Genomic DNA, 17,989 nt, shown 5'->3' with positions numbered 1-17,989 from the left:
GCTCCTCCTTATTCATAATCGTACTAATTATGCACTATCAGTTTATGTACGATTTTTTGTCCAATATGATAACCAGTAATGAAGTGCCCCTGCGATAGATCACGCAAGGGCATTTTCGTTTCATAAAATTAATTTTTTCTTTTGGAAATTACCAGCACCCAAACGGCTAAAACTGCCAAAACAATTAAATAAAACCGAAGCAGCTACCGAAGCCGAAGCAGCTAAGACCGAAACCGAAACCGAAACAGCTAAAACCAAAGCAGCCAAAACCACCACAACGAAAACCACCACAGCCGCCGCAACGAAAGCCGCCACAACCGCCGCAACGAAAGCCGCCACAACCGCCGCAACGAAAGCCACCACAACCGCCGCAACGAAAGCCGCCACAACCGCCACAACGCATACCCATCATGCGAAGATCCTCGCTCTGAGGATCCATAGGGACTAACTCACCAACTTGGTAAGGGTCGATTCCCAACCCATATAGCTCATTTTGAAGCATTCTGTATTCTCTCCTCCTCATTGAATTTAATTATTCAGGTTAAACTTGAATAGAGAGTTGCAAAGTCAATTTCCAGTTTTGTGTAAATGAAAACATCAGATACGATGTGTACTCTCTTCAACAAATTATGATTGCTTTTAGGTCCCTGTTACTAAACAAAGAGCCTATTTCACGTTGAAGTATATAAAATGTTACTAAAATACAACTTATGGGTGATGTTCCCAACCTAAAGGTGACATATGGGGCAATAAGTCTTCTCATACTAAATCTCTTCTATGAAAACTAGTAATCCTCCCCTATACAAAATAACGTCAAAAATAAAAATAACCCATATGAATGGGCTTGAATGGCTAAGTTTACTATATCCATCGGTAACTAGGTAAGGAACTTCCTCAATGAAATCTCTTAAAATGGAAGTATTTCTTTCAGTAAATTGTGCTACCAGATCTCCAATAAATATAAAAGCCCCATAATGCAAGAAGTGCCCTTGCGGCAAAACCTGCAGGGACACTTCCTTTTCATAAAATTTCACCTTTAATTCCAACAAGTCAAAACAATGTTTAAACAACAACAACTTCGACACAGTTATAGCAGTTATAGTAGCCGTCATAGCAGCCACCACAGCCTCCACAGCCACCACAGCCTCCACAGCCGAAACAGCCGAAACAGCTAAAACCAACGCAGCGGAAACCTCCACAACGAAAGCCTGCGCAACGGCCTGCACACATACCGCCGCAGCGCATACCGCCACACATACCACCGCAACGCATACCGATACCGCCGCAACGCATACCGCCGATACCACCGATACCGCCACAGCGCATACCCATCAAGCGCGGATCCTGGCTCTGAGGATCCATAGGAACTAACTGACCAACTTGGTAAGGGTCGATTCCCAACCCTTGTAGATCATTTTGTAGCATTCTGTATTCTCTCCTCCTCATTGTATTTAATTGCTCATGTTAAACTTGAATAGAGAGTTGAAAGTCAATTGTCAGTTTTGTGTAATGAAAACATCAGATACGATTTGTACTCTCTTCAACAAATTATGATTGCTTTTAGGTCCCTGTTACTAAACAAAGAGCCTATTTCACGTTGAAGTATTATAGAATGTTGTTAAAATACAACTTATGGTTGATGCCTATTTTCAAGATTCTTCTTTCATCGTATGTTAATCAGTTGTTTATACTAATAAAACTACGATTCCAAGACACTTTTTTCGTTGTTTATAAGACTTCAGATTTTAAGTCTGTAGTCACCTTTTAAAAAGACTTTAATTTAATGTCACACTCCTGTTCTTTTTCTGAAAAAATTCAATGATATGATAATACTATCTGCATTAAAGAATGCTGGGGAACCATCTTTAAATTCCAAGTTTTTTTAAAAAAGAGAGTGATAATTTATGCTGAACATAAAAGAAGCTACAGAACAATTAACCTCGGCTGGCATAGCCACCAGTACTGAAGAAGTAATGAATTGGATTGAGGAAGGCAAAATAATAGCCAAAATAAACAAAAGAAGAGAAACCACATACACAATCAATGTTAAGGATCTTATTGAATTTATAATACAAAAGCATTTCGATCACCTTACTTCCCAATTAGAACAGTCATTTCAAGAAAACCGCAACCTTACCGAGCAAATAGAGCTTTTAAAAACACGTATACATATTGAACAATCAAAGGTACGCACCTTAAAAAAATTACTTAACGCACAGATTGAAGTCACCGAACCTAGTACTTTTCACTACGGTGAGTTGTTGGGATTGAATCAAGACTCGAACAGTCATAATCTTAAAAAAGAATTTAAGAAACTGCTCAAAGCCCTCCATCCCGACCGCGGCGGAGATGAAAGGCTTTTTAAAGTGTTCAGTGAACATTACAAGAAACTTAAGTAATCCATAAAATTTTTTCAAAGGCTCTTTTAAAAAATAATTTGTAAAAAAACATAGGACCCCTTCGGAGGTCCTTTTTCTGGGTTTCTTATTCAACTAAGCACCCGTTGCACAACGAACAAAGGATTTAAATTTGTAATTACTCTTTTTTTAAACTTCTTACCAGTTTTAATAACAAGAAGATAAATTAGGGGCAGTACCAGCGAAGCTGCGAAATCGGCAAACAGATGGGCATAAATGGAAACAAGCGCAGTACATCCACTTTTCCCCAGGGAGAAGTGGATTCTGTCAAAAAATACCTGCAAAATAATCCTGTTCAAGCCCAATATAGAACTGATATAAAGTTGCTAAAATTACTCAACAATCGCGTCCGTTTGCTTAACTTTACAACGTCTTTTAAATGGATACCGTCAATATGATTGAAGTTCAATGCAACAAAGTTGTTTTTTTACGTTAGAACCAGTTTGAATACCAAGTTGGAGATTAAAATCAATTCAAAGTCCCCCTCAATATTTATTTGATTTCCTCAGCCAACTCCAAAATAATTCCCTCTGGTCCACGAACGTAGCATAACTTATAACTATCTTCATATTGCTGTATCTCACTGAAGATTTCCGTGCCCTTCTTTTTCAATTTGGCAACAACAGCTTCAATATCTTCAACAGCAAATGCAATATGTCGGATACCCAGCGTATTTGCAAAAGGTTTCTGAATATCTTGTTCATCTGACGGCGTATAAAATTTAAATAGCTCTATATTTGCCTGACCGTCTGTCGGCTGCAATACTACACATTTTCCTTTAACGTTATTAAGCCCAACTACCCGATCCACCCATTCTCCTTCCACTTCTCCTTCCCCTTGCACTTCAAGTCCAAAATCGAGAAAAAACGCTTTAGCTGCTGAAAGATCATTTACGATTACACCCACATGATCTATTCTATTGATCTTCATATCCCACATCTCCTGTGATCCTGTTTTTTTGCAATACCCCGTATTCAAATTCTATTTAGTGTTTTGTAGTATTCCTTTGATTCTTTAAAAATCTGGTATTAAAGCAAGAAAGGACGCACTTCTTATTCTGTTCTCATGCCCATTTATGGAATAAGGCTCCTTTTTATAAACAAAAATGAGAACCAATTAAAAAGATTGTGGATTTAAAATAAAGTCGGGACGCTTGTAAAAAAGATGCGATGTTTAAAATAAAGTTGCAACGTTTATAAAAAAGTTACGAAGCTTTGCTCCTTTGGATATGATTATCTAAAGGGGTGATTTTTATAGTAAATAGGAATACTTGAAGTGGAAAATTGGATTAAGGAACTGTTGAGTAATTTAAAAAGGAGTGGTTCAATGGCAGTAAAAATTGCTCGATGGATCATGTTGTTTTGTGCTTTGAGTGCAATCGTTGCTTTTATCAGCGGTTTTGAAAATGTTGTCATAGCCTCAACTAATCAAAAGATTGTTGAACTGTGGAGATTGCTTGGATTTATTACCTTTGCAGGTATTTTTACATTATTAGCCTTCAAACCGACTCGTTATACCGGAATATGGGAACTGGTAATATTCCACAAGATTGCTATGGCAGTCTCCGCCTTAGTTCTGATGAAGGACAATGCCGAAGGGGCTGGGTTTATTGGACTGATTGACGGTAGCTTGGCTATCCTAATAATTATTGCTTATTTCTTATCTAAAGGATATGCCTCTTGGGGGTCTTCCAGAAAAAGGCGCAATGGTGAAAAAACACAGGTGGAAAATAATCAAACTTTTTTATAAAAATCAAACTTAAATCTACTGAAAAAGAGTCCATTTTGATCATCTTTTTTCAAAATGGATTTTTTTTATTTAGCATAAATATGAGGATTGCAAGGTACATTTGATCAACCTTTATTTTAAAGCTACAAAGATCCCCTCTTGTTTCAGCTGCTCTTTATACCTAATTTTACCACACAACTTATTGAGCTAACCTGTCCTATAGTTGAATTAACCATCCCGTTTTAATTTCGATTATTACATCAATAATTCCTCTAAATTTTGGCGATGTGATTATTGAATCAATTACCACAACAAAATTAAAAGAATACTTGTCACAATCAAGTGAAAATTTAAAGCCATCAAGCCTAGCTCATCGTATACGGTATATAAAGTCACCTTTTCGTTGGTCACACGAAGAAGGACATATTTAGCAAAGATTAAAGAACCTAAAGTAGGAAAGCGTATACACAAGTTTCTAACGGAAAGAGAAATTGAACATATACGTGAAGTGTGCTACACCCCTATGGAAAAAGCTTTATTTGAATTTATGTTTTCCACTAGTTGCCGTATTGGAGAAATTGTTTCGTAAGAGAAAAATAGCATTAATTGGTCAAACCGATCAGCAATTGTCCGTGGAAAAGGAGATAAAGAAAGGGAAGTTTATTTTAATATACGTTGTGAAATTTGGCTAAAAAGATATTTAGATAATCGTCAGGATAATGACCCAGCAATTTCGTTGAAGAAGAAAAGGGCTTTACTCATTATTAAAGTAAAGCACCCTATAATTTAATAACCTGATTTACTGATTATATCTTCAATTCTTCATATTTAACTACATAGATATAGTTTTTGTTGCAACTGTTTGTTGAAATGCCTGATCATGCTCAACAATAACCATTGTAGGATTAAAACTTTGAATAAGCTCTTCAATCTGCATGCGCGAATAAATATCAATAAAATTTAACGGTTCATCCCAAATATATAAATGAGCTTTTTCACATAAACTTTTAGCTATAAGCAGCTTTTTCTTTTGTCCACCAGAATAATGAGATATATCTTTCTCAAATTGAATTCGGTCAAAATCCATCTTACGTAGGATGGATTTAAATAACGTTTCATGAATCTCATGCTCTTCAATAAAGTCCGATAACAGTCCCTTCAAATGAGAAGTATCTTGTTGGACATAGGAAATGATGAGGCCTGAACCTAAATTCATTGAGCCTGTATGCTGTATTGGATTTCCTAGAATTAATTTTAGGATGCTACTTTTTCCGCTTCCATTCTTTCCATCAAGTACAATTCTGTCACCTTGTTCAACTATAAAGCTAATTGGCTTATTCACTATTTGGTCATCGTACTTAACAGACACATCAGCCAAAACAATCAATTCATTTGACTGAAATTCCAATGGTTCTAACTTTAATGACTCGGTTTTTTCCACATTTTTTAGCAGTTTTGACTTTTCCTCAATTGCATTTTGTTGCCTTAATTCAAGGTTCTTTGCTCTCTTCATCATCTTTGCCGCTTTATGTCCTACAAAACCCTTATCCAACTTAGAACCCGAATTCGTTGTCCCATTTTTGGAAGCTTCCACTTGATTAGACCAACCTGCTGAACGCTTTGAAGACTGTTTTAATCTCCCTATGTCTTTTTGTATACGCTGATTTGTTGCCTCTTCGTGTTCCTGCTGTCTATCAAAATTTAACTTCCAAGAAGAAAAGTTACCACTTTGAACTTCAATATTTGCTCTATTTATAGATAAGATATGGTCAACACATCCATCTATAAAGATTCTGTCATGTGAAATTAAAATAAACCCTTTTTTCTTCCTTAGATAATCAGAGACCATCTTTCGTGCATCAGTGTCTAGATGATTGGTTGGCTCATCAATTAATAGAAATTGACCCTCATTCAAAAAAAGTGCAGCAAGCAACACCTTTGTTTGTTCTCCATTTGATAATGTTTTAAATGGTCGATACATGGCCTCGGCATCAACATTTAAATAGGATATTTCACGCAGAAATTCCCAATCTTCTGCTTGGGGACAAATTTCTTCAAGGATTTCATGAGTGAACATGTTCTTATCCGAAACTGGGTAAGGGAAATAATTAAATTCTACTGAAGAAGTGATTTTCCCACTATACTCATAATTACCTAATAATAAATTAAAGAATGTTGTTTTACCTCGTCCATTTCTACCAATAAATCCAAGTTTCCAATCCGTATCTATTTGAAAGTTTACACCTTCAAAAATATTGTCAAAGCTACCTGGATAAGAAAAAGTTAAGTCTTGAACTTGTATCATTGACATGATAATTCCTCCTTTGTATATCAACACTTTTTACTTTTTATACAAAGTCGGCACATCCATCTATTCTAAATTTCTCCGTATAAATTTGATGGATATTAACGACTTATACGGAGTATTACATGCGTAACAATAGTGTCTGAATTGCTCATTTCTCTCTCTCCTTTATTTATTAGATTAAAGTTACAGATTAAAAAAAATTAATCCTATCTATGAGAGAATAAAAAATCCTCCCAATTTGTAACTGGAAGGATTAGTCTTACACTTATATTAAATAAGTTCTTTTTTGCCCATTAGAATCATGACAAATAAAGTGTTAACTGATTTATAAAAATGGATAGACTAACCCTATATTTTGTAGTTTGAAGTTATTCATTTCAAATAAAAATAAAGGTTAGTTAATCATTGTCCATCCATCAGTCCTTTCATCATTGTATTTTTATATTAACAATTTTTTTTATGGATTACAATATCAGCATCATCTTCACCCCAAATTACTGCTTGTTGCTCTTTTGATAATTTCCATACAATTGACCACAAGCAGCATCTATATCAATTCCAAATTGACTTCTAATGGTCACATTAATACCTGATGATTTTAATTTTTTGTAAAAATTAACAACATAACCTTCATCAACTTCACCGAACCTTAAAGGAGAACTGACGGTTGGGTTATATCTGATTAAATTTACATGATATAAACGTCCTTCTTTATATCGACCTTTTAATAGACTTACTACTTCTTTAGCATGTTCAATAGAATCATTCACACCAGGTAACATAATATAAGCAATATATACTTTTCTTGATGTAATTCGTATATGTTCATCTAATGTGTCCATTACATCTAATAATGGATACCTATCATTAATCGGCATCAACTTACTTCGTTGTTCATTAAATGGAGAATGTAACGAAAACGTCAAATTGACTTGCGGATAAGTCAGAGTCATTTTTTTTATACTTGGTATAATACCAATAGTTGAAATAGATAACCTACGAGGGCTTAAACCAAACAGCGTAGGATCAGTGAGTACATCTAAGGCATCAAAAACTTGTACATTGGCTAACGCTTCTCCCATCCCCATAAAAGAAATACTATCAATTGAATGACCTTGTAAGTAAAAATGGAGGATTTGGTCAGTTATTTCATCTGAGGTCAAATTTCTTTTTAATCCAATGTCACCTGTTGCACAAAATTTACACCCAAAATTACATCCGCACTGAGAAGATATACAAAATGATTCCCACCCAGCTTTATATTTCATATTTACCGTTTCTATTTTTTCATTTCCTGAAATTTCAAATAAGACTTTAGTGACTTGCTCAGAATGTTGTTCCTTTAAAGGAACAACATTTAAAATAGACTCTCCAAATTCCTTAACTAAAATTTCTCTTAACGATTTTGGAAGTACATTAATTTCGTTGAATTTATTTATTCTTTCTTTAAAAATGGCATTCAATATTTGTTTCATTCTAAAATTAGGGTAATTATGTTCCCTTAAGAATTCTTTTATTCTTCTATACTTATTGCTTTGTATTAATTGCATCTTTCTCATCCTTCCATAAGACTCACTAGTTTTATAGGAGTAAATAGAAAGGAGTTGTCTATCCCTTAAGTTAAAAATAAACGCAAAAAAAGCACCGATAGAATTATCGGTGCCAAAAAAATATGCACAAATAAATAAGGACTCTAAGTCATTGCCTTGTAATTTATTTGCCATAGAGGCAAAGCTCCGATAACTGTTTTTGTATGGTTGTATAGCATAAAAAAGGACAGACTACTCCCTTTGTCCGCTAAACCATTTCCAATTTTTACATTTTTACCAAACAGAATTCTAAAAACAGTTAACATTGCTTGCACCTCCCTTTGTCAAATTTATTATTGAGTAATCTAACATATAAGTGAGTATATGTAAAGTGTAATTCGAGAATTATTGTAAGACTAACCTGCTACGTTAGTCGAACAAAAAAAGAGGATCGTAGCAGCAATCCTTCTTGAACTCTAGCACCCGTTACATAAAGTAGAATACTTCACAAATTACTAGTCCTTAACAGGACCGTTCTCTCGTTTTTCTATTGATTAGCTTCCCCTAATCAATCCAATGTTTTGAATTTCCTAAATTTGGAGTACGCTGAAGAAGCCTATTTCAAAGTCCCAATAATTTGAAGGTTTCGCTACTAATAAGGATATAAATTCCTAAGAAGACTAGCAAAAATGGAAGTAAAATATGACCGTATTTCTCAACGGTTTTTGCAACAACAGGACGCTTGCTAATGAAGAATCCAAGACAACACCATAATCCAACTAATATCATAAACTCGAAAACCGTAAAGAAGATTCCCCAAAGAGAAGCAACTGCAAAAATAGGTATGTAGATTGCAAAGTTATCCGAGCAGTTTGCAAATGTAATGGTAGCAACTTTATAAGTGTTTCGGTTTATAAATGCATTCCAAAAGGAAGTTGGTTTCAAACCATCTTGTATTTCAAGATTCAGATCAATTTCCTGTTTTTTCTCGGTTCCAAGCTCTCTCCAAAGTTTGTAAGCCATGTACAGGGGTAGAAAGCCTAAAAGACCAATCCATTGTTTCGGAATAAATAAAGATCCTAAAGATGCAAGTAAACTTACCAATATTAACATCGAGAAGCCGATATATTGACCTACAACTATGTGCTTTTTATTAAATGTGTCGTTTTTTTGAGAAAATAAAGTCACCAATATAAAAAGGTCATCAACATTGGTTGCAATGAACGCAAAAAGACCTGAAAAAAAAACCTTCATCACGTTTCATTCCTTTCCACATCGAGTGATTTTCATGTTGATAGGGAATAAAACTAAGGAACCTTATGATGAAGCGTAAAAATCAACTTCGCTGATTTTTTATTAAATCACGTATTATTAAAGTTATTCATGTTTCTCCATAAATATGTTACCTAATAACTTTCTCGACAATCTAAGGATACCGAATAGGTAAGCTATTTTTTCGTAATTTTAGATGTGAAATCACTTGGGAAGGGAGAAAAATTTAGATATTAAATTGCATTTCCTCCACCAAAACGGAACCCGTAAATGTTGGAGGCATCCTTTTTTGTTATTAAACTATCCTGCCCCGTTAGCTTAAGTACATTTCTGCAAAATCTTCACAAAACAATTAAAAATGTTAATCAAAAATCTGGCCCTAAAAAGGAAAATGAGCGCATATCGTTGTTCCATGATAGCGCCCGATTGTAGAATAAAGTAGGGTTGATTCTAAGCTAACGATTCCGAATAGGAGTGCTTTGGTTTATATACAGGGATGAAATTGAACATAAAAGGGCTTCCTTTAAGAAAGTCGGTTTTTTGTACTTTCGTAAACTAAAATTATGATACGACAAGATGTGGCTTTATATATAGTGTGGCTTTCGCGACTGGTCTAGACATGAAAAATCTTCTTCTCTTTTTTCAGTATTTTTCGCAGTATTAGATAACACAAAAATCCAAGAGGGCCGAACATTAGGATAAGGAATAAGATAATTGATTGGACCGGTATGGGTAAATATCGGTGTTCCATGTTATCTTTAAAAACATAATGGCCGATAGTCTGATCGAAACAAAGTATATGAATCCAGACAAGTATAGCGAAGTTCGGTTGGGACAACAATTTAATGACACCTTCTACAGAACCAAAATTATGGACGAATCCTAAGCCAGATCCTGCAATCGTAATGATTATTCCAATAACATAAAGTGCGGCAAGATAGATAGGAAAAACGGCATTATTCGCTAGAAACCGTGTAACTCGCCATTTCGGAACGATTATTAAGACAAGCCAAAATGGCATAACTAAGCTTGCAAGAGAAAATAACTTTTCATACATCTTTAATATCCCCTCCTTTGATTAGTCACTGTGCGATGATGTATCGAGATTCACCGTCTTCGGCCAAATAAGATTAAATACAATTTTAACAACTGTTCCAAACCAGATAAGTAGCATAACGCCTGAAAGGATTGGAAGTGCAGTCCATTCAAAAACGGAACGTCCTAAGGCTGTTTGTACAGTAATCAACAGGATAGATATAGTCCAAGCTAAACTCCCAAAATGGATGTGCCGTCGTGCGTACTGATTTTCAATTCGTGCCTTCTCGGATAACCATCCTAACAACGGTAATGCTTGCAAAGCATGAAAACCAAGACCATGGAGGACAATTAGGTTTCCTGAATCCCCTGTATATCTACTTTGCAGAACAATCATCCATAAACCAGAAGCAAAGGCAAACATGACGGATAGAAATGCATACCGGATGCCCAGAACTACAAGGGGACGTTCATTCGCCTGTCTTTTGCGATAGAACGAGATAGCAATCAGCACAACTACAATGATGATCAATAGCGAATCAAGCCCGAATAAAGCACCAGCAATTATATCGGCTGTTTTAGAACCAGTTTTTGAAAATCGTGGATTTATCCCGCGAAATTGCTGAATTGTTTCGATCGCATAAGCATAGAGAATTGCAGGAATAAAAAACCAACGAGCAGCAGCACGTTTGCGTAAACTTAGACCCGATATTGGTAAAATGGCTGCTATGGACAAAAGAAACAATGCAATTGCTGCGTCAAAGGAAAACGCACGATCTAATTTTCCTTCTGGTAAAACCACATTCCCAAATATTCCGATATAAAGAGCAACCCCAATTGCAAGCAAAAACCCGAGCAAACTAATCATTACGAGCAGCTTTTCTCCTCTAAATAGCTTCAATTCAGAAATATCAACCTTTCCCTTACTCGCTTTCATCAATCAATCATTCCTTTCTTTCATTTTTGAATGGAACTAGATTAAAATTTATTTATTAATAAATAAATAAAATTAGAATAAAGGAGGCAGCTTTTCTTCTGCCTTATTTCGTCTTTATAGTTTGAATGGTTACTTTGATTTAAAACAGAGTAATTGTGGTAAATCTAAAACTTCTGAGACCGTAATTAAGAGTCCTGTTCCAATAAATTGCGAAGCTGCTTCCTCTGGGTTCAAAATTCCTGCCGATTTAAACTTCACGACAATAGTTTCATATATGATCTGAAACTGCTTTTTCATATAATCACGAATCTCTGGTTCAGAAATGGCATGAGCTTGCATGACCATGAGAATCTCATCTCTATGGACTTCCATGATTTGAATAAAAGCGTGCCCCATCGTCTCCATCAATCGATCAGGAGGTGCTTCAACTTGGGTGAACGTTTCATATATTCGATTCATTGCCCTGTCATTAACTGCCTTGAAAAGTTCTTCTTTATTTTTAAAAAAGTGAAACACATACGGTTGTGTAACTCCTACTTCTTTAGCCACCATAGCTGTAGTTGTTTTATAATATCCAAGTTCTGCAAATAGTCCTACCGCTTTATCGATAATTTGTTGTTTGCGATCTTCGTGGCCAGCCAATACTTCCATCTCCTCAATTATTTATTGATAAATAAATTATAAAAGATATGGAAAAAAATTCAAGAGTTATTTGTACTTTGAATCAATGTCAATATTGTAAAAACAGATTGCTAAGTAAAGCAATCATTTCATTTTCTGTCCTGTGTCTACTTCTTGAAGCGGTTGGTAAATGGTTAATTTATTCAACTAAATGGCCCTTAAATGGAAAATGAGCGCTTATCCTTCTTCTTCAAGGATAGCGCCCTTTTATTGAATAAGTCTATTGGTTATATTTCAGGTTCTAATTTCATCATTGCACCAAAATATTGTGAAGCAGTCGTAAAAGAAATAAATGCACATAATTCACTTATTTCCTCTTCAGTGAAACATTCTCCCAAAACATCAAAAGTTGAATCATCTATGTCACCTTTTTGTTTTAAAAAGACTTCTGCAAATCCAACTGCAATTGATGTTTTTTCATCAAACTTACCTGGATCAGGTTTTCCTTTGGCCCTACAATACTCACATCCGTTACTTTGAGCTAATGTTCTCCTTACTTGTTCCTTTAATTTAGATGTTAGTAGTCCATCTTTTTCTAACACATTTCCTAACTGATTCCATCCTTCCATTACACCTTTATTATGCCCCAATAGTCTTTGAAAAGGTGTTTCCCCGAAATTAGATTCAACAATTCTTGCCATGTAAGTTCCTCCTTGCTATATTTGATCATGAATTAATTATAAAAAACAAAATAACTAAATCACATTAAATTTATAATAATTTTCAAATTAATTCTTTTTAAAATTAATGATTATAGGAGGAAAACTATAAAAATGAAAATAGACGATATTGACAAAAATATTTTAGATGAACTACATAATAACAGCCGTTTATCAATGAGCGAGCTTGGGAGAAGGGTGAATCTGTCCTCCCCATCAGTAACTGAACGGGTAAGACAAATGGAGTCATTTGGAATTATAAAGAAATATACTTTAGAAGTTGATTATGAGAAATTAGGTTTACCAATCCAATGCATAATTGAAGCAACAGTTAAAAATGGTGACTATAAATCTTTTAAAAATTATATTGAGAAACTTCCAAATGTAGAATTCTGTTATCGAATAGCAGGAAGTGCGTGCTATATGCTTAAAATGCAGTTTGAAACTTTCGCTAAAGCAGAAAAATTCATTGATGAAGTAAATCCAATCGCACATACTGTAACACATTTTATTTTTTCACAAGTTCCGACGAATTTAAAAATTAATATGGATTGAAGCGTTTTTAATTGAAGGCATTACTCTTTATTTACCTGACAGATAGTTGAAATAACTAAGCATTAATAATGATTGAAATTCTTGAACAGACTCCTGCTTATTCCACAAAATGGCCCTTAAATAATAAAGACGCGTTCCTAAATAAACGCGCCCGATTGTGGAAGATCATTGTTTAAATCTTGTTCAAGATAAACACCCTGTTAGCTCCAAAAAACGCTGACTTTATTTATTTTAATTGAACTTATTTAACTCAGTTTATTAACTGGAATGCCTCTGGCAGCGTTATGGTCAGGTGTTCGCCTCCCTATCCCAATACATATAGGTATTTCAGGACGGATTTTCCATGATTTTGTCGAAAAGAAAAAGCCAGCACTTTGTCCATTAAGGCAAAATGCTGGCTTTTGGTTATATAGAATTATAGGAGGGCTGAAGGCATGTATTCTGCCGTCTTTATTTCGCCCTCCTAATATAATAAAAACAGGTAGTCATACGGAATCCTTTCACGATAGCAAACAGCAAAAGACCAGTGGACTACCTATGAATCATCCGTCAAAAATCATAATACCTCTTTATATGATATTTTATGATTTTTGGCCGCCAGGCAATCATAGCACAAAGTGCCTTAGACCCTACGGCTTTGCGTCTCCACCTTTAGATGGATTTGCCCTGAAATTTTTACGATAGCTTAGACCTATCCTTTTCAATACTGACAAACAGCTTTCGGAGTCTATCGGTGAAATATATCAATCAGAGATCAGTATGGTTTTGGGTTCAAGATATTCTTCAAGACCATATATGCCACATTCTCTACCGATTCCTGATTGCTTAAACCCACCATAAGGAGCCCTCATTTCAAGAATGACATCATTAATGTACACGGTTCCGGCAATGAGCTGGGAGGCAATTATGCTGGCTTTTTCCAAATTAGAGGAACTGATATATGCGCCTAATCCATATTCTGTATCGTTTGCAATTTCTACCGCTTCTTCCTCTGTTCTATACGTTAAAATTGACAGGACGGGTCCAAATATTTCGTCTTTCGCAATCGTCATATCTCTGGTTACATTTGCAAAAACGGTCGGCTTTACAAAATACCCCTTTTCCAGACCTTTTGGGTGTCCTTCACCGCCTATGACTAAATCCGCACCTTCTTCCATACCGATTTTGATATACCGCTGAACCCTTTTGTATTGATTCTCATTCATCATGGGGCCAATAAATGTATCTTCTTCCCAGGGATAGCCCACCTTAGTATTTGCAACCGCCTGTTTTATTAGTTCTTTCACTTCATCAAGCCGATGCTCCGGAACCAGCAATCTGCTGCCAGCAATACACATCTGTCCGTGATTTCCAAAGCAACTTGTAACGGCACGAGGAATCGCTTTTGTAAAGTCTGCATCATCCAGAATAATATTTGCTGATTTGCCGCCCAATTCAAGAACGACTCTTTTCATTGTGTCAACAGCACTATGGTGTATGGCTTTTGCTGTATTCACAGAGCCCGTAAACGAAATCATTGCAATGTCCGGATTGCGGGATAATTCGGCGCCGACGGTAGTACCTAGCCCGTATACAATATTGACTACCCCGGCAGGCAATCCGGCGTCATGGAAGCACTCGGCCAGTATTTGAGTCTGAATGGAGGAAAATTCACTGGCCTTTACAACAATCGTACAGCCTGCTGATATGGCTGTAGCAACCTTTATAGCGATCTGGGAATTATTTGCGTTCCAGGGTGTGAGCGCAGCGATGACACCCACGGGTTCAAGAACAACCTTGGCTTTCCCGATGCATTTTGTAAATTCATAGGCTTCCATCGCTTCTTTTGCCAAAAGGAAGCTGTCAGCTGAGATTCGGGTTCTAAAATCTCCTGCCTTAGCTGTAGCGCCATATTCCTCCATGCACGCCTGGTTTAAATCAGCAGCCCTTGATAAGATTGCATCATGTATCCTTTCAAGCATTTGTCCCCGTTCCGCAATGGAAGTTTTTGAGAAAGACTTAAATGCTTCTTTCGCAGCTCCAATCGCCTTTCGGGCATCTGACTCATTTCCCAAAACCACATGTCCGATTACTTCTTCTGTTGACGGGTTGATAATGTCCATCCTTTCTGTCCCGTCAGGTTTTACAAATTCTCCATTGATATATACCTTGTCAATAAGTTTGATTTTAACGTTTCTGTTCATTCCTTTACCTCCTATGCGATATTTATAATTAATGCTTCCTGGATCACTGTACTCTATTCAAGTAACTTGAAGTCAATAAAAAATATTGATAAAAAATATAAAATATTGAAAAAGAACTTTTTATGGAATCTGCCGGTTCAACAATAAAAACTCTTGACTCGTATGCTATAATAATTTTCAAACGCTTCAAGTAACTTGAATCAAGTGAAATAGGAGAAAATTATGGAAGAATTTATTTATGGCACTGAGCCGAAATACCCCATCAAGGAAGTATCAAAAATAACGAACCTGCCCAAACCTACAATCCGCTATTATGAGGAAATCGGCTTATTGCAAAATATAGCGCGGGACCGGAATAATATCCGCCTGTTCTCTGATGATCAAATCATGAGATTAAGAATGATCCAATGTATGAGAAGCACAGGAATGGGAATTGACATGATTCGTCATTATATTGGCCTCTCAAATGATGATACAATAGAGTTGAAAGAAAAATACTCCATTGTCTTAAATCAGGAAACAATCCTTTTAGCCCAAAAACAGGAGATTGAAGCACAACTGGCTCTTATTGAGCACAAAAAGGCAAATTATAAGAAAAAATTAAATAAGGTATAAAATGCATTGCTAATGGCCACTAGAAACATACAGGTCCCCTTTTCACCGCGAGCAAAGGGCAGCAAAGGAGAGTCCTCCAAAAACATTCATCAAAAATTGCTATGTCTCTCAAAACAAAAGCCTGTCCTATGAGAGGGCAGGCTCTTAGCAATATTTGGCGGCTAGGCTATCATAGCACTTTAAGCGCTTTAGACCCTGTAGCTTTGCGTCCCTGCCTTTTGGCAGGTTTGCCCTTAACTCTATGTAATTCTGTATGACTTACATTTCATAACATGATAATTTTACTCTGTATTTTTATCTTTCAAAGACTCCATATCGGTCAGTATTGACAGTTCATCAAATAAATGTGGATTTACAAGCACCTCACTCATTCCAATAAAATAAATACTATTTAGGTTATGATCACTCAAATAGAATTGCCTGCGAGTAAAATAACTTAATAAATTACACTTTCTGAACTAAATTTTCGGTCAGGAGCTTTTGAATAACTTCTTCCTTTTGTCTGACATAAATTGTTTTATGGACTCCAAGTAACACCAATCCCATTGGCACGTAGTAAGGAACTAAAAACAACAGAAAGAATTGCAGCATTAAATGCACAAATCGCGTATTTATTTAATGTCATAAAGTTAGTCCATTTTTGTTTTGTTTCGAATATTTTAATACATAGTTCGTAAAGGTATTCAAATTCCTTCCTCAATTATCCTGCCATTTAACTGATTAAAGACCAAGAAAAATGGACTGCTGAAACAGTCCATTTTTTTCAATTCTTGCGCCCAAATATAAAGAAAGAGCACAATTCATGCTGTAGAATTCCTCCCATTAGCTTATACTTTACCGCATTAAACTTTAGCTGAGTGGAGATCTGACCACAATGTTGTGTATTTTATATCTACTGTATATATTCTCTTAAAGCTAAATGATTCCTAACAAAGATCTGTTTATTACCAGATAAAGATATTAAGCCTAAATTCTCAAACTTACTAAGTTTCCGGCTTATCGTTTCTCTTGTTACACCTACGTAACTTGCTATTTCTTCTCGCGTTAATGGTAACTCAATAAGAATTCCCTCATTTTTCTTTGTTCCAAATTTTTGGCAGAATTCCAAAATCATATAGATTAATCTTACTTCAGGATCTTTAGTTGCTAAATTTTGTGCTAAATTTTCTGTATGGGCTAACCGTTTTGTCACAGCTTTTAAAAGTTTTAATGAAATTTCTGGATTTGCTTCCATAATACGATCAATATCATATTTAGTTAACAGGCAAATCTCGGTATCTTCAATTGCATATACACTAAAATTGTTTACTTCATCACTATTAAAAAGATCCAGTTCCCCAAAAAATTCCCCACTTGTCAAAATATATAAAATTTGTTCTTTTCCATTCAAAGTTAGTTTAGACACTTTTACTTGCCCTTTATTCACAATAAATAATTTATCTGACTTCTCTCCCTCATGTAGAAGCATTTGCCCCTTTTTGAATTGGATATGTTTTGTCATTTTAGCTACTTTTAGGATTTCCTTATCAGATAGTTCCCCAAAAATTGGAACTTTTTTAGGGCAAGGCCCTTTAATTTTATGATTATCATGGTTACAATTATGTTCCTTCATTACCATCACCTATAATAATTTATTGTTTTTATTTTTTAAAACGGAATTACTCACGTATGAGGTTGATATGACATCCTTCCGCCTCTGGTTTTGCCGTAAAAGTTTATATCTTATTCCTATTATTCATTTGATAATGAATATTAATAACGGAAATTTACCATAGTTCTATAGGCGATAGTGTGTTTTAAATCACACTGATTTTATAAAAAATACCACAGCCCAAAAGCTGTGGTAAAGTAAATGATTTAAGAGTCGTTAGCAAATGATAGTTCTCTTTACTCACATATAGTCCTTATTCTTCTACCTCTGCAAATTTATCTTTTTCTTCGCCACAAACTGGGCATACCCAATCCTCTGGTAAATCCTGAAATTCTGTTCCTGGTTCAACACTTTCATCCGGATCCCCTACAGCAGGATCGTAAATATAACCACAGGGTAAACAAATATATTTTTTCAAG

Annotated in this window: 19 protein-coding genes and 2 riboswitches; of the genes, 4 read left to right on the top strand and 15 right to left on the bottom strand. The window is 35.4% G+C overall.

From position 1 onward, the window contains the following. Positions 1-184: 184 nt before the first annotated feature. The 3 genes from BN1082_RS13850 to BN1082_RS28890 form a co-directional block, all read right to left on the bottom strand. Positions 185-439 (bottom strand): hypothetical protein, encoded by a 255-nt coding sequence (locus BN1082_RS13850; RefSeq protein ID WP_425412171.1) that lies wholly within the window; start codon positions 437-439, stop codon positions 185-187. A gap of 325 nt (positions 440-764) precedes the next feature. Then, positions 765-1,139 carry a hypothetical protein gene (locus BN1082_RS13845; RefSeq protein WP_141650865.1) on the bottom strand — a complete coding sequence of 125 codons (375 nt, stop codon included), beginning with the start codon at positions 1,137-1,139 and terminating at the stop codon, positions 765-767. Continuing rightward, positions 1,063-1,362, bottom strand: coding sequence for a hypothetical protein (locus BN1082_RS28890; protein ID WP_425412170.1), 300 nt, complete (start codon positions 1,360-1,362; stop codon positions 1,063-1,065). The genes BN1082_RS13845 and BN1082_RS28890 overlap by 77 nt, the downstream gene beginning before the upstream one ends. A gap of 542 nt (positions 1,363-1,904) precedes the next feature. Here BN1082_RS28890 and BN1082_RS13835 point away from each other — a divergent pair. Beyond that, positions 1,905-2,399: a J domain-containing protein gene (locus BN1082_RS13835; RefSeq protein ID WP_245640430.1), complete on the top strand. Its 495-nt coding sequence runs from the start codon at positions 1,905-1,907 to the stop codon at positions 2,397-2,399. A 510-nt stretch (positions 2,400-2,909) separates the two neighbouring features. On the opposite strand, the gene BN1082_RS13830 is transcribed toward BN1082_RS13835, so the two are convergent. Next, complete coding sequence (locus tag BN1082_RS13830; RefSeq protein WP_090635192.1) at positions 2,910-3,347, bottom strand: VOC family protein; 438 nt, start codon at positions 3,345-3,347, stop codon at positions 2,910-2,912. Between the two features lie 396 nt (positions 3,348-3,743). Between BN1082_RS13830 and BN1082_RS13825 the strand changes: the two genes are divergently transcribed. Further along, on the top strand, positions 3,744-4,166 hold the full coding sequence (locus BN1082_RS13825) for a hypothetical protein (RefSeq protein WP_090635191.1): 423 nt from the start codon (positions 3,744-3,746) through the stop codon (positions 4,164-4,166). A gap of 811 nt (positions 4,167-4,977) precedes the next feature. Here BN1082_RS13825 and BN1082_RS13815 read toward each other — a convergent pair. The 8 genes from BN1082_RS13815 to BN1082_RS13785 all read right to left on the bottom strand — a co-directional run bounded on the left by BN1082_RS13815 (position 4,978) and on the right by BN1082_RS13785 (position 12,548). Next, a complete protein-coding gene (locus tag BN1082_RS13815; protein ID WP_090635190.1) occupies positions 4,978-6,456 on the bottom strand; it encodes an Lsa family ABC-F type ribosomal protection protein in 1,479 nt (492 codons plus the stop codon). Positions 6,457-6,947: 491 nt separating this feature from the next. Further along, on the bottom strand, positions 6,948-8,003 hold the full coding sequence (locus BN1082_RS13810; protein WP_090636472.1) for a Cfr family 23S rRNA (adenine(2503)-C(8))-methyltransferase: 1,056 nt from the start codon (positions 8,001-8,003) through the stop codon (positions 6,948-6,950). A gap of 143 nt (positions 8,004-8,146) precedes the next feature. Next, the gene (locus BN1082_RS27530; protein ID WP_176699795.1) at positions 8,147-8,308 is read right to left on the bottom strand and encodes a hypothetical protein; all 162 of its coding nucleotides are present in this window, start codon (positions 8,306-8,308) and stop codon (positions 8,147-8,149) included. Between the two features lie 295 nt (positions 8,309-8,603). Beyond that, complete coding sequence (locus tag BN1082_RS13805) at positions 8,604-9,236, bottom strand: cadmium resistance transporter (protein ID WP_090635189.1); 633 nt, start codon at positions 9,234-9,236, stop codon at positions 8,604-8,606. Between the two features lie 631 nt (positions 9,237-9,867). Beyond that, the gene (locus tag BN1082_RS13800) at positions 9,868-10,311 is read right to left on the bottom strand and encodes an ABA4-like family protein (protein ID WP_090635188.1); all 444 of its coding nucleotides are present in this window, start codon (positions 10,309-10,311) and stop codon (positions 9,868-9,870) included. Between the two features lie 21 nt (positions 10,312-10,332). Continuing rightward, on the bottom strand, positions 10,333-11,226 hold the full coding sequence (locus BN1082_RS13795) for a hypothetical protein (RefSeq protein WP_090635187.1): 894 nt from the start codon (positions 11,224-11,226) through the stop codon (positions 10,333-10,335). Positions 11,227-11,355: 129 nt separating this feature from the next. Continuing rightward, positions 11,356-11,868 (bottom strand): TetR/AcrR family transcriptional regulator, encoded by a 513-nt coding sequence (locus BN1082_RS13790; RefSeq protein ID WP_090635186.1) that lies wholly within the window; start codon positions 11,866-11,868, stop codon positions 11,356-11,358. A gap of 266 nt (positions 11,869-12,134) precedes the next feature. After that, positions 12,135-12,548, bottom strand: coding sequence for a carboxymuconolactone decarboxylase family protein (locus BN1082_RS13785; RefSeq protein WP_090635185.1), 414 nt, complete (start codon positions 12,546-12,548; stop codon positions 12,135-12,137). Positions 12,549-12,680: 132 nt separating this feature from the next. Here BN1082_RS13785 and BN1082_RS13780 point away from each other — a divergent pair, with 132 nt between their 5' ends. Then, positions 12,681-13,121 carry an Lrp/AsnC family transcriptional regulator gene (locus BN1082_RS13780; protein WP_090635184.1) on the top strand — a complete coding sequence of 147 codons (441 nt, stop codon included), beginning with the start codon at positions 12,681-12,683 and terminating at the stop codon, positions 13,119-13,121. A 589-nt stretch (positions 13,122-13,710) separates the two neighbouring features. Beyond that, positions 13,711-13,797, bottom strand: a riboswitch (cyclic di-GMP riboswitch). A 67-nt stretch (positions 13,798-13,864) separates the two neighbouring features. Here the strand turns inward: BN1082_RS13780 and BN1082_RS13775 are convergent. Next, the gene (locus BN1082_RS13775) at positions 13,865-15,304 is read right to left on the bottom strand and encodes an aldehyde dehydrogenase family protein (RefSeq protein ID WP_090635183.1); all 1,440 of its coding nucleotides are present in this window, start codon (positions 15,302-15,304) and stop codon (positions 13,865-13,867) included. Between the two features lie 222 nt (positions 15,305-15,526). Between BN1082_RS13775 and BN1082_RS13770 the strand changes: the two genes are divergently transcribed. Then, positions 15,527-15,919 carry a MerR family transcriptional regulator gene (locus tag BN1082_RS13770; protein ID WP_090635182.1) on the top strand — a complete coding sequence of 131 codons (393 nt, stop codon included), beginning with the start codon at positions 15,527-15,529 and terminating at the stop codon, positions 15,917-15,919. A 153-nt stretch (positions 15,920-16,072) separates the two neighbouring features. Continuing rightward, positions 16,073-16,161: riboswitch (cyclic di-GMP riboswitch) on the bottom strand. Positions 16,162-16,811: 650 nt separating this feature from the next. Here BN1082_RS13770 and BN1082_RS13765 read toward each other — a convergent pair. Together BN1082_RS13765 and rd are read right to left on the bottom strand one after the other, a co-directional pair. Beyond that, complete coding sequence (locus BN1082_RS13765; RefSeq protein ID WP_090635181.1) at positions 16,812-17,531, bottom strand: Crp/Fnr family transcriptional regulator; 720 nt, start codon at positions 17,529-17,531, stop codon at positions 16,812-16,814. 292 nt (positions 17,532-17,823) lie between these two features. Further along, positions 17,824-17,988, bottom strand: a complete 165-nt coding sequence (gene rd / locus BN1082_RS13760; protein ID WP_090635180.1) for a rubredoxin — start codon at positions 17,986-17,988, stop codon at positions 17,824-17,826. Position 17,989 lies beyond the last annotated feature (1 nt).

The organism is Neobacillus massiliamazoniensis (assembly GCF_001048695.1).
Lineage (GTDB): Bacteria > Bacillota > Bacilli > Bacillales > Cytobacillaceae > Neobacillus > Neobacillus massiliamazoniensis.
The sequence above is the reverse complement of the archived record's forward strand: the minus strand, read 5'-3'. Positions and strand labels throughout refer to the sequence as shown.

Coding starts and splice junctions, on each gene's coding strand:
- BN1082_RS13850 (WP_425412171.1), bottom strand. CDS start 439: ATGGATCCTCAGAGCGAGGATCTTCGCATGATGGGTATGCGTTGTGGC.
- BN1082_RS28890 (WP_425412170.1), bottom strand. CDS start 1,362: ATGGATCCTCAGAGCCAGGATCCGCGCTTGATGGGTATGCGCTGTGGC.
- BN1082_RS13835 (WP_245640430.1), top strand. CDS start 1,905: ATGCTGAACATAAAAGAAGCTACAGAACAATTAACCTCGGCTGGCATA.
- BN1082_RS13830 (WP_090635192.1), bottom strand. CDS start 3,347: ATGAAGATCAATAGAATAGATCATGTGGGTGTAATCGTAAATGATCTT.
- BN1082_RS13825 (WP_090635191.1), top strand. CDS start 3,744: ATGGCAGTAAAAATTGCTCGATGGATCATGTTGTTTTGTGCTTTGAGT.
- BN1082_RS13815 (WP_090635190.1), bottom strand. CDS start 6,456: ATGTCAATGATACAAGTTCAAGACTTAACTTTTTCTTATCCAGGTAGC.
- BN1082_RS13810 (WP_090636472.1), bottom strand. CDS start 8,003: ATGCAATTAATACAAAGCAATAAGTATAGAAGAATAAAAGAATTCTTA.
- BN1082_RS27530 (WP_176699795.1), bottom strand. CDS start 8,308: ATGTTAACTGTTTTTAGAATTCTGTTTGGTAAAAATGTAAAAATTGGA.
- BN1082_RS13805 (WP_090635189.1), bottom strand. CDS start 9,236: ATGAAGGTTTTTTTTTCAGGTCTTTTTGCGTTCATTGCAACCAATGTT.
- BN1082_RS13800 (WP_090635188.1), bottom strand. CDS start 10,311: ATGTATGAAAAGTTATTTTCTCTTGCAAGCTTAGTTATGCCATTTTGG.
- BN1082_RS13795 (WP_090635187.1), bottom strand. CDS start 11,226: ATGAAAGCGAGTAAGGGAAAGGTTGATATTTCTGAATTGAAGCTATTT.
- BN1082_RS13785 (WP_090635185.1), bottom strand. CDS start 12,548: ATGGCAAGAATTGTTGAATCTAATTTCGGGGAAACACCTTTTCAAAGA.
- BN1082_RS13780 (WP_090635184.1), top strand. CDS start 12,681: ATGAAAATAGACGATATTGACAAAAATATTTTAGATGAACTACATAAT.
- BN1082_RS13775 (WP_090635183.1), bottom strand. CDS start 15,304: ATGAACAGAAACGTTAAAATCAAACTTATTGACAAGGTATATATCAAT.
- BN1082_RS13770 (WP_090635182.1), top strand. CDS start 15,527: ATGGAAGAATTTATTTATGGCACTGAGCCGAAATACCCCATCAAGGAA.
- BN1082_RS13765 (WP_090635181.1), bottom strand. CDS start 17,531: ATGAAGGAACATAATTGTAACCATGATAATCATAAAATTAAAGGGCCT.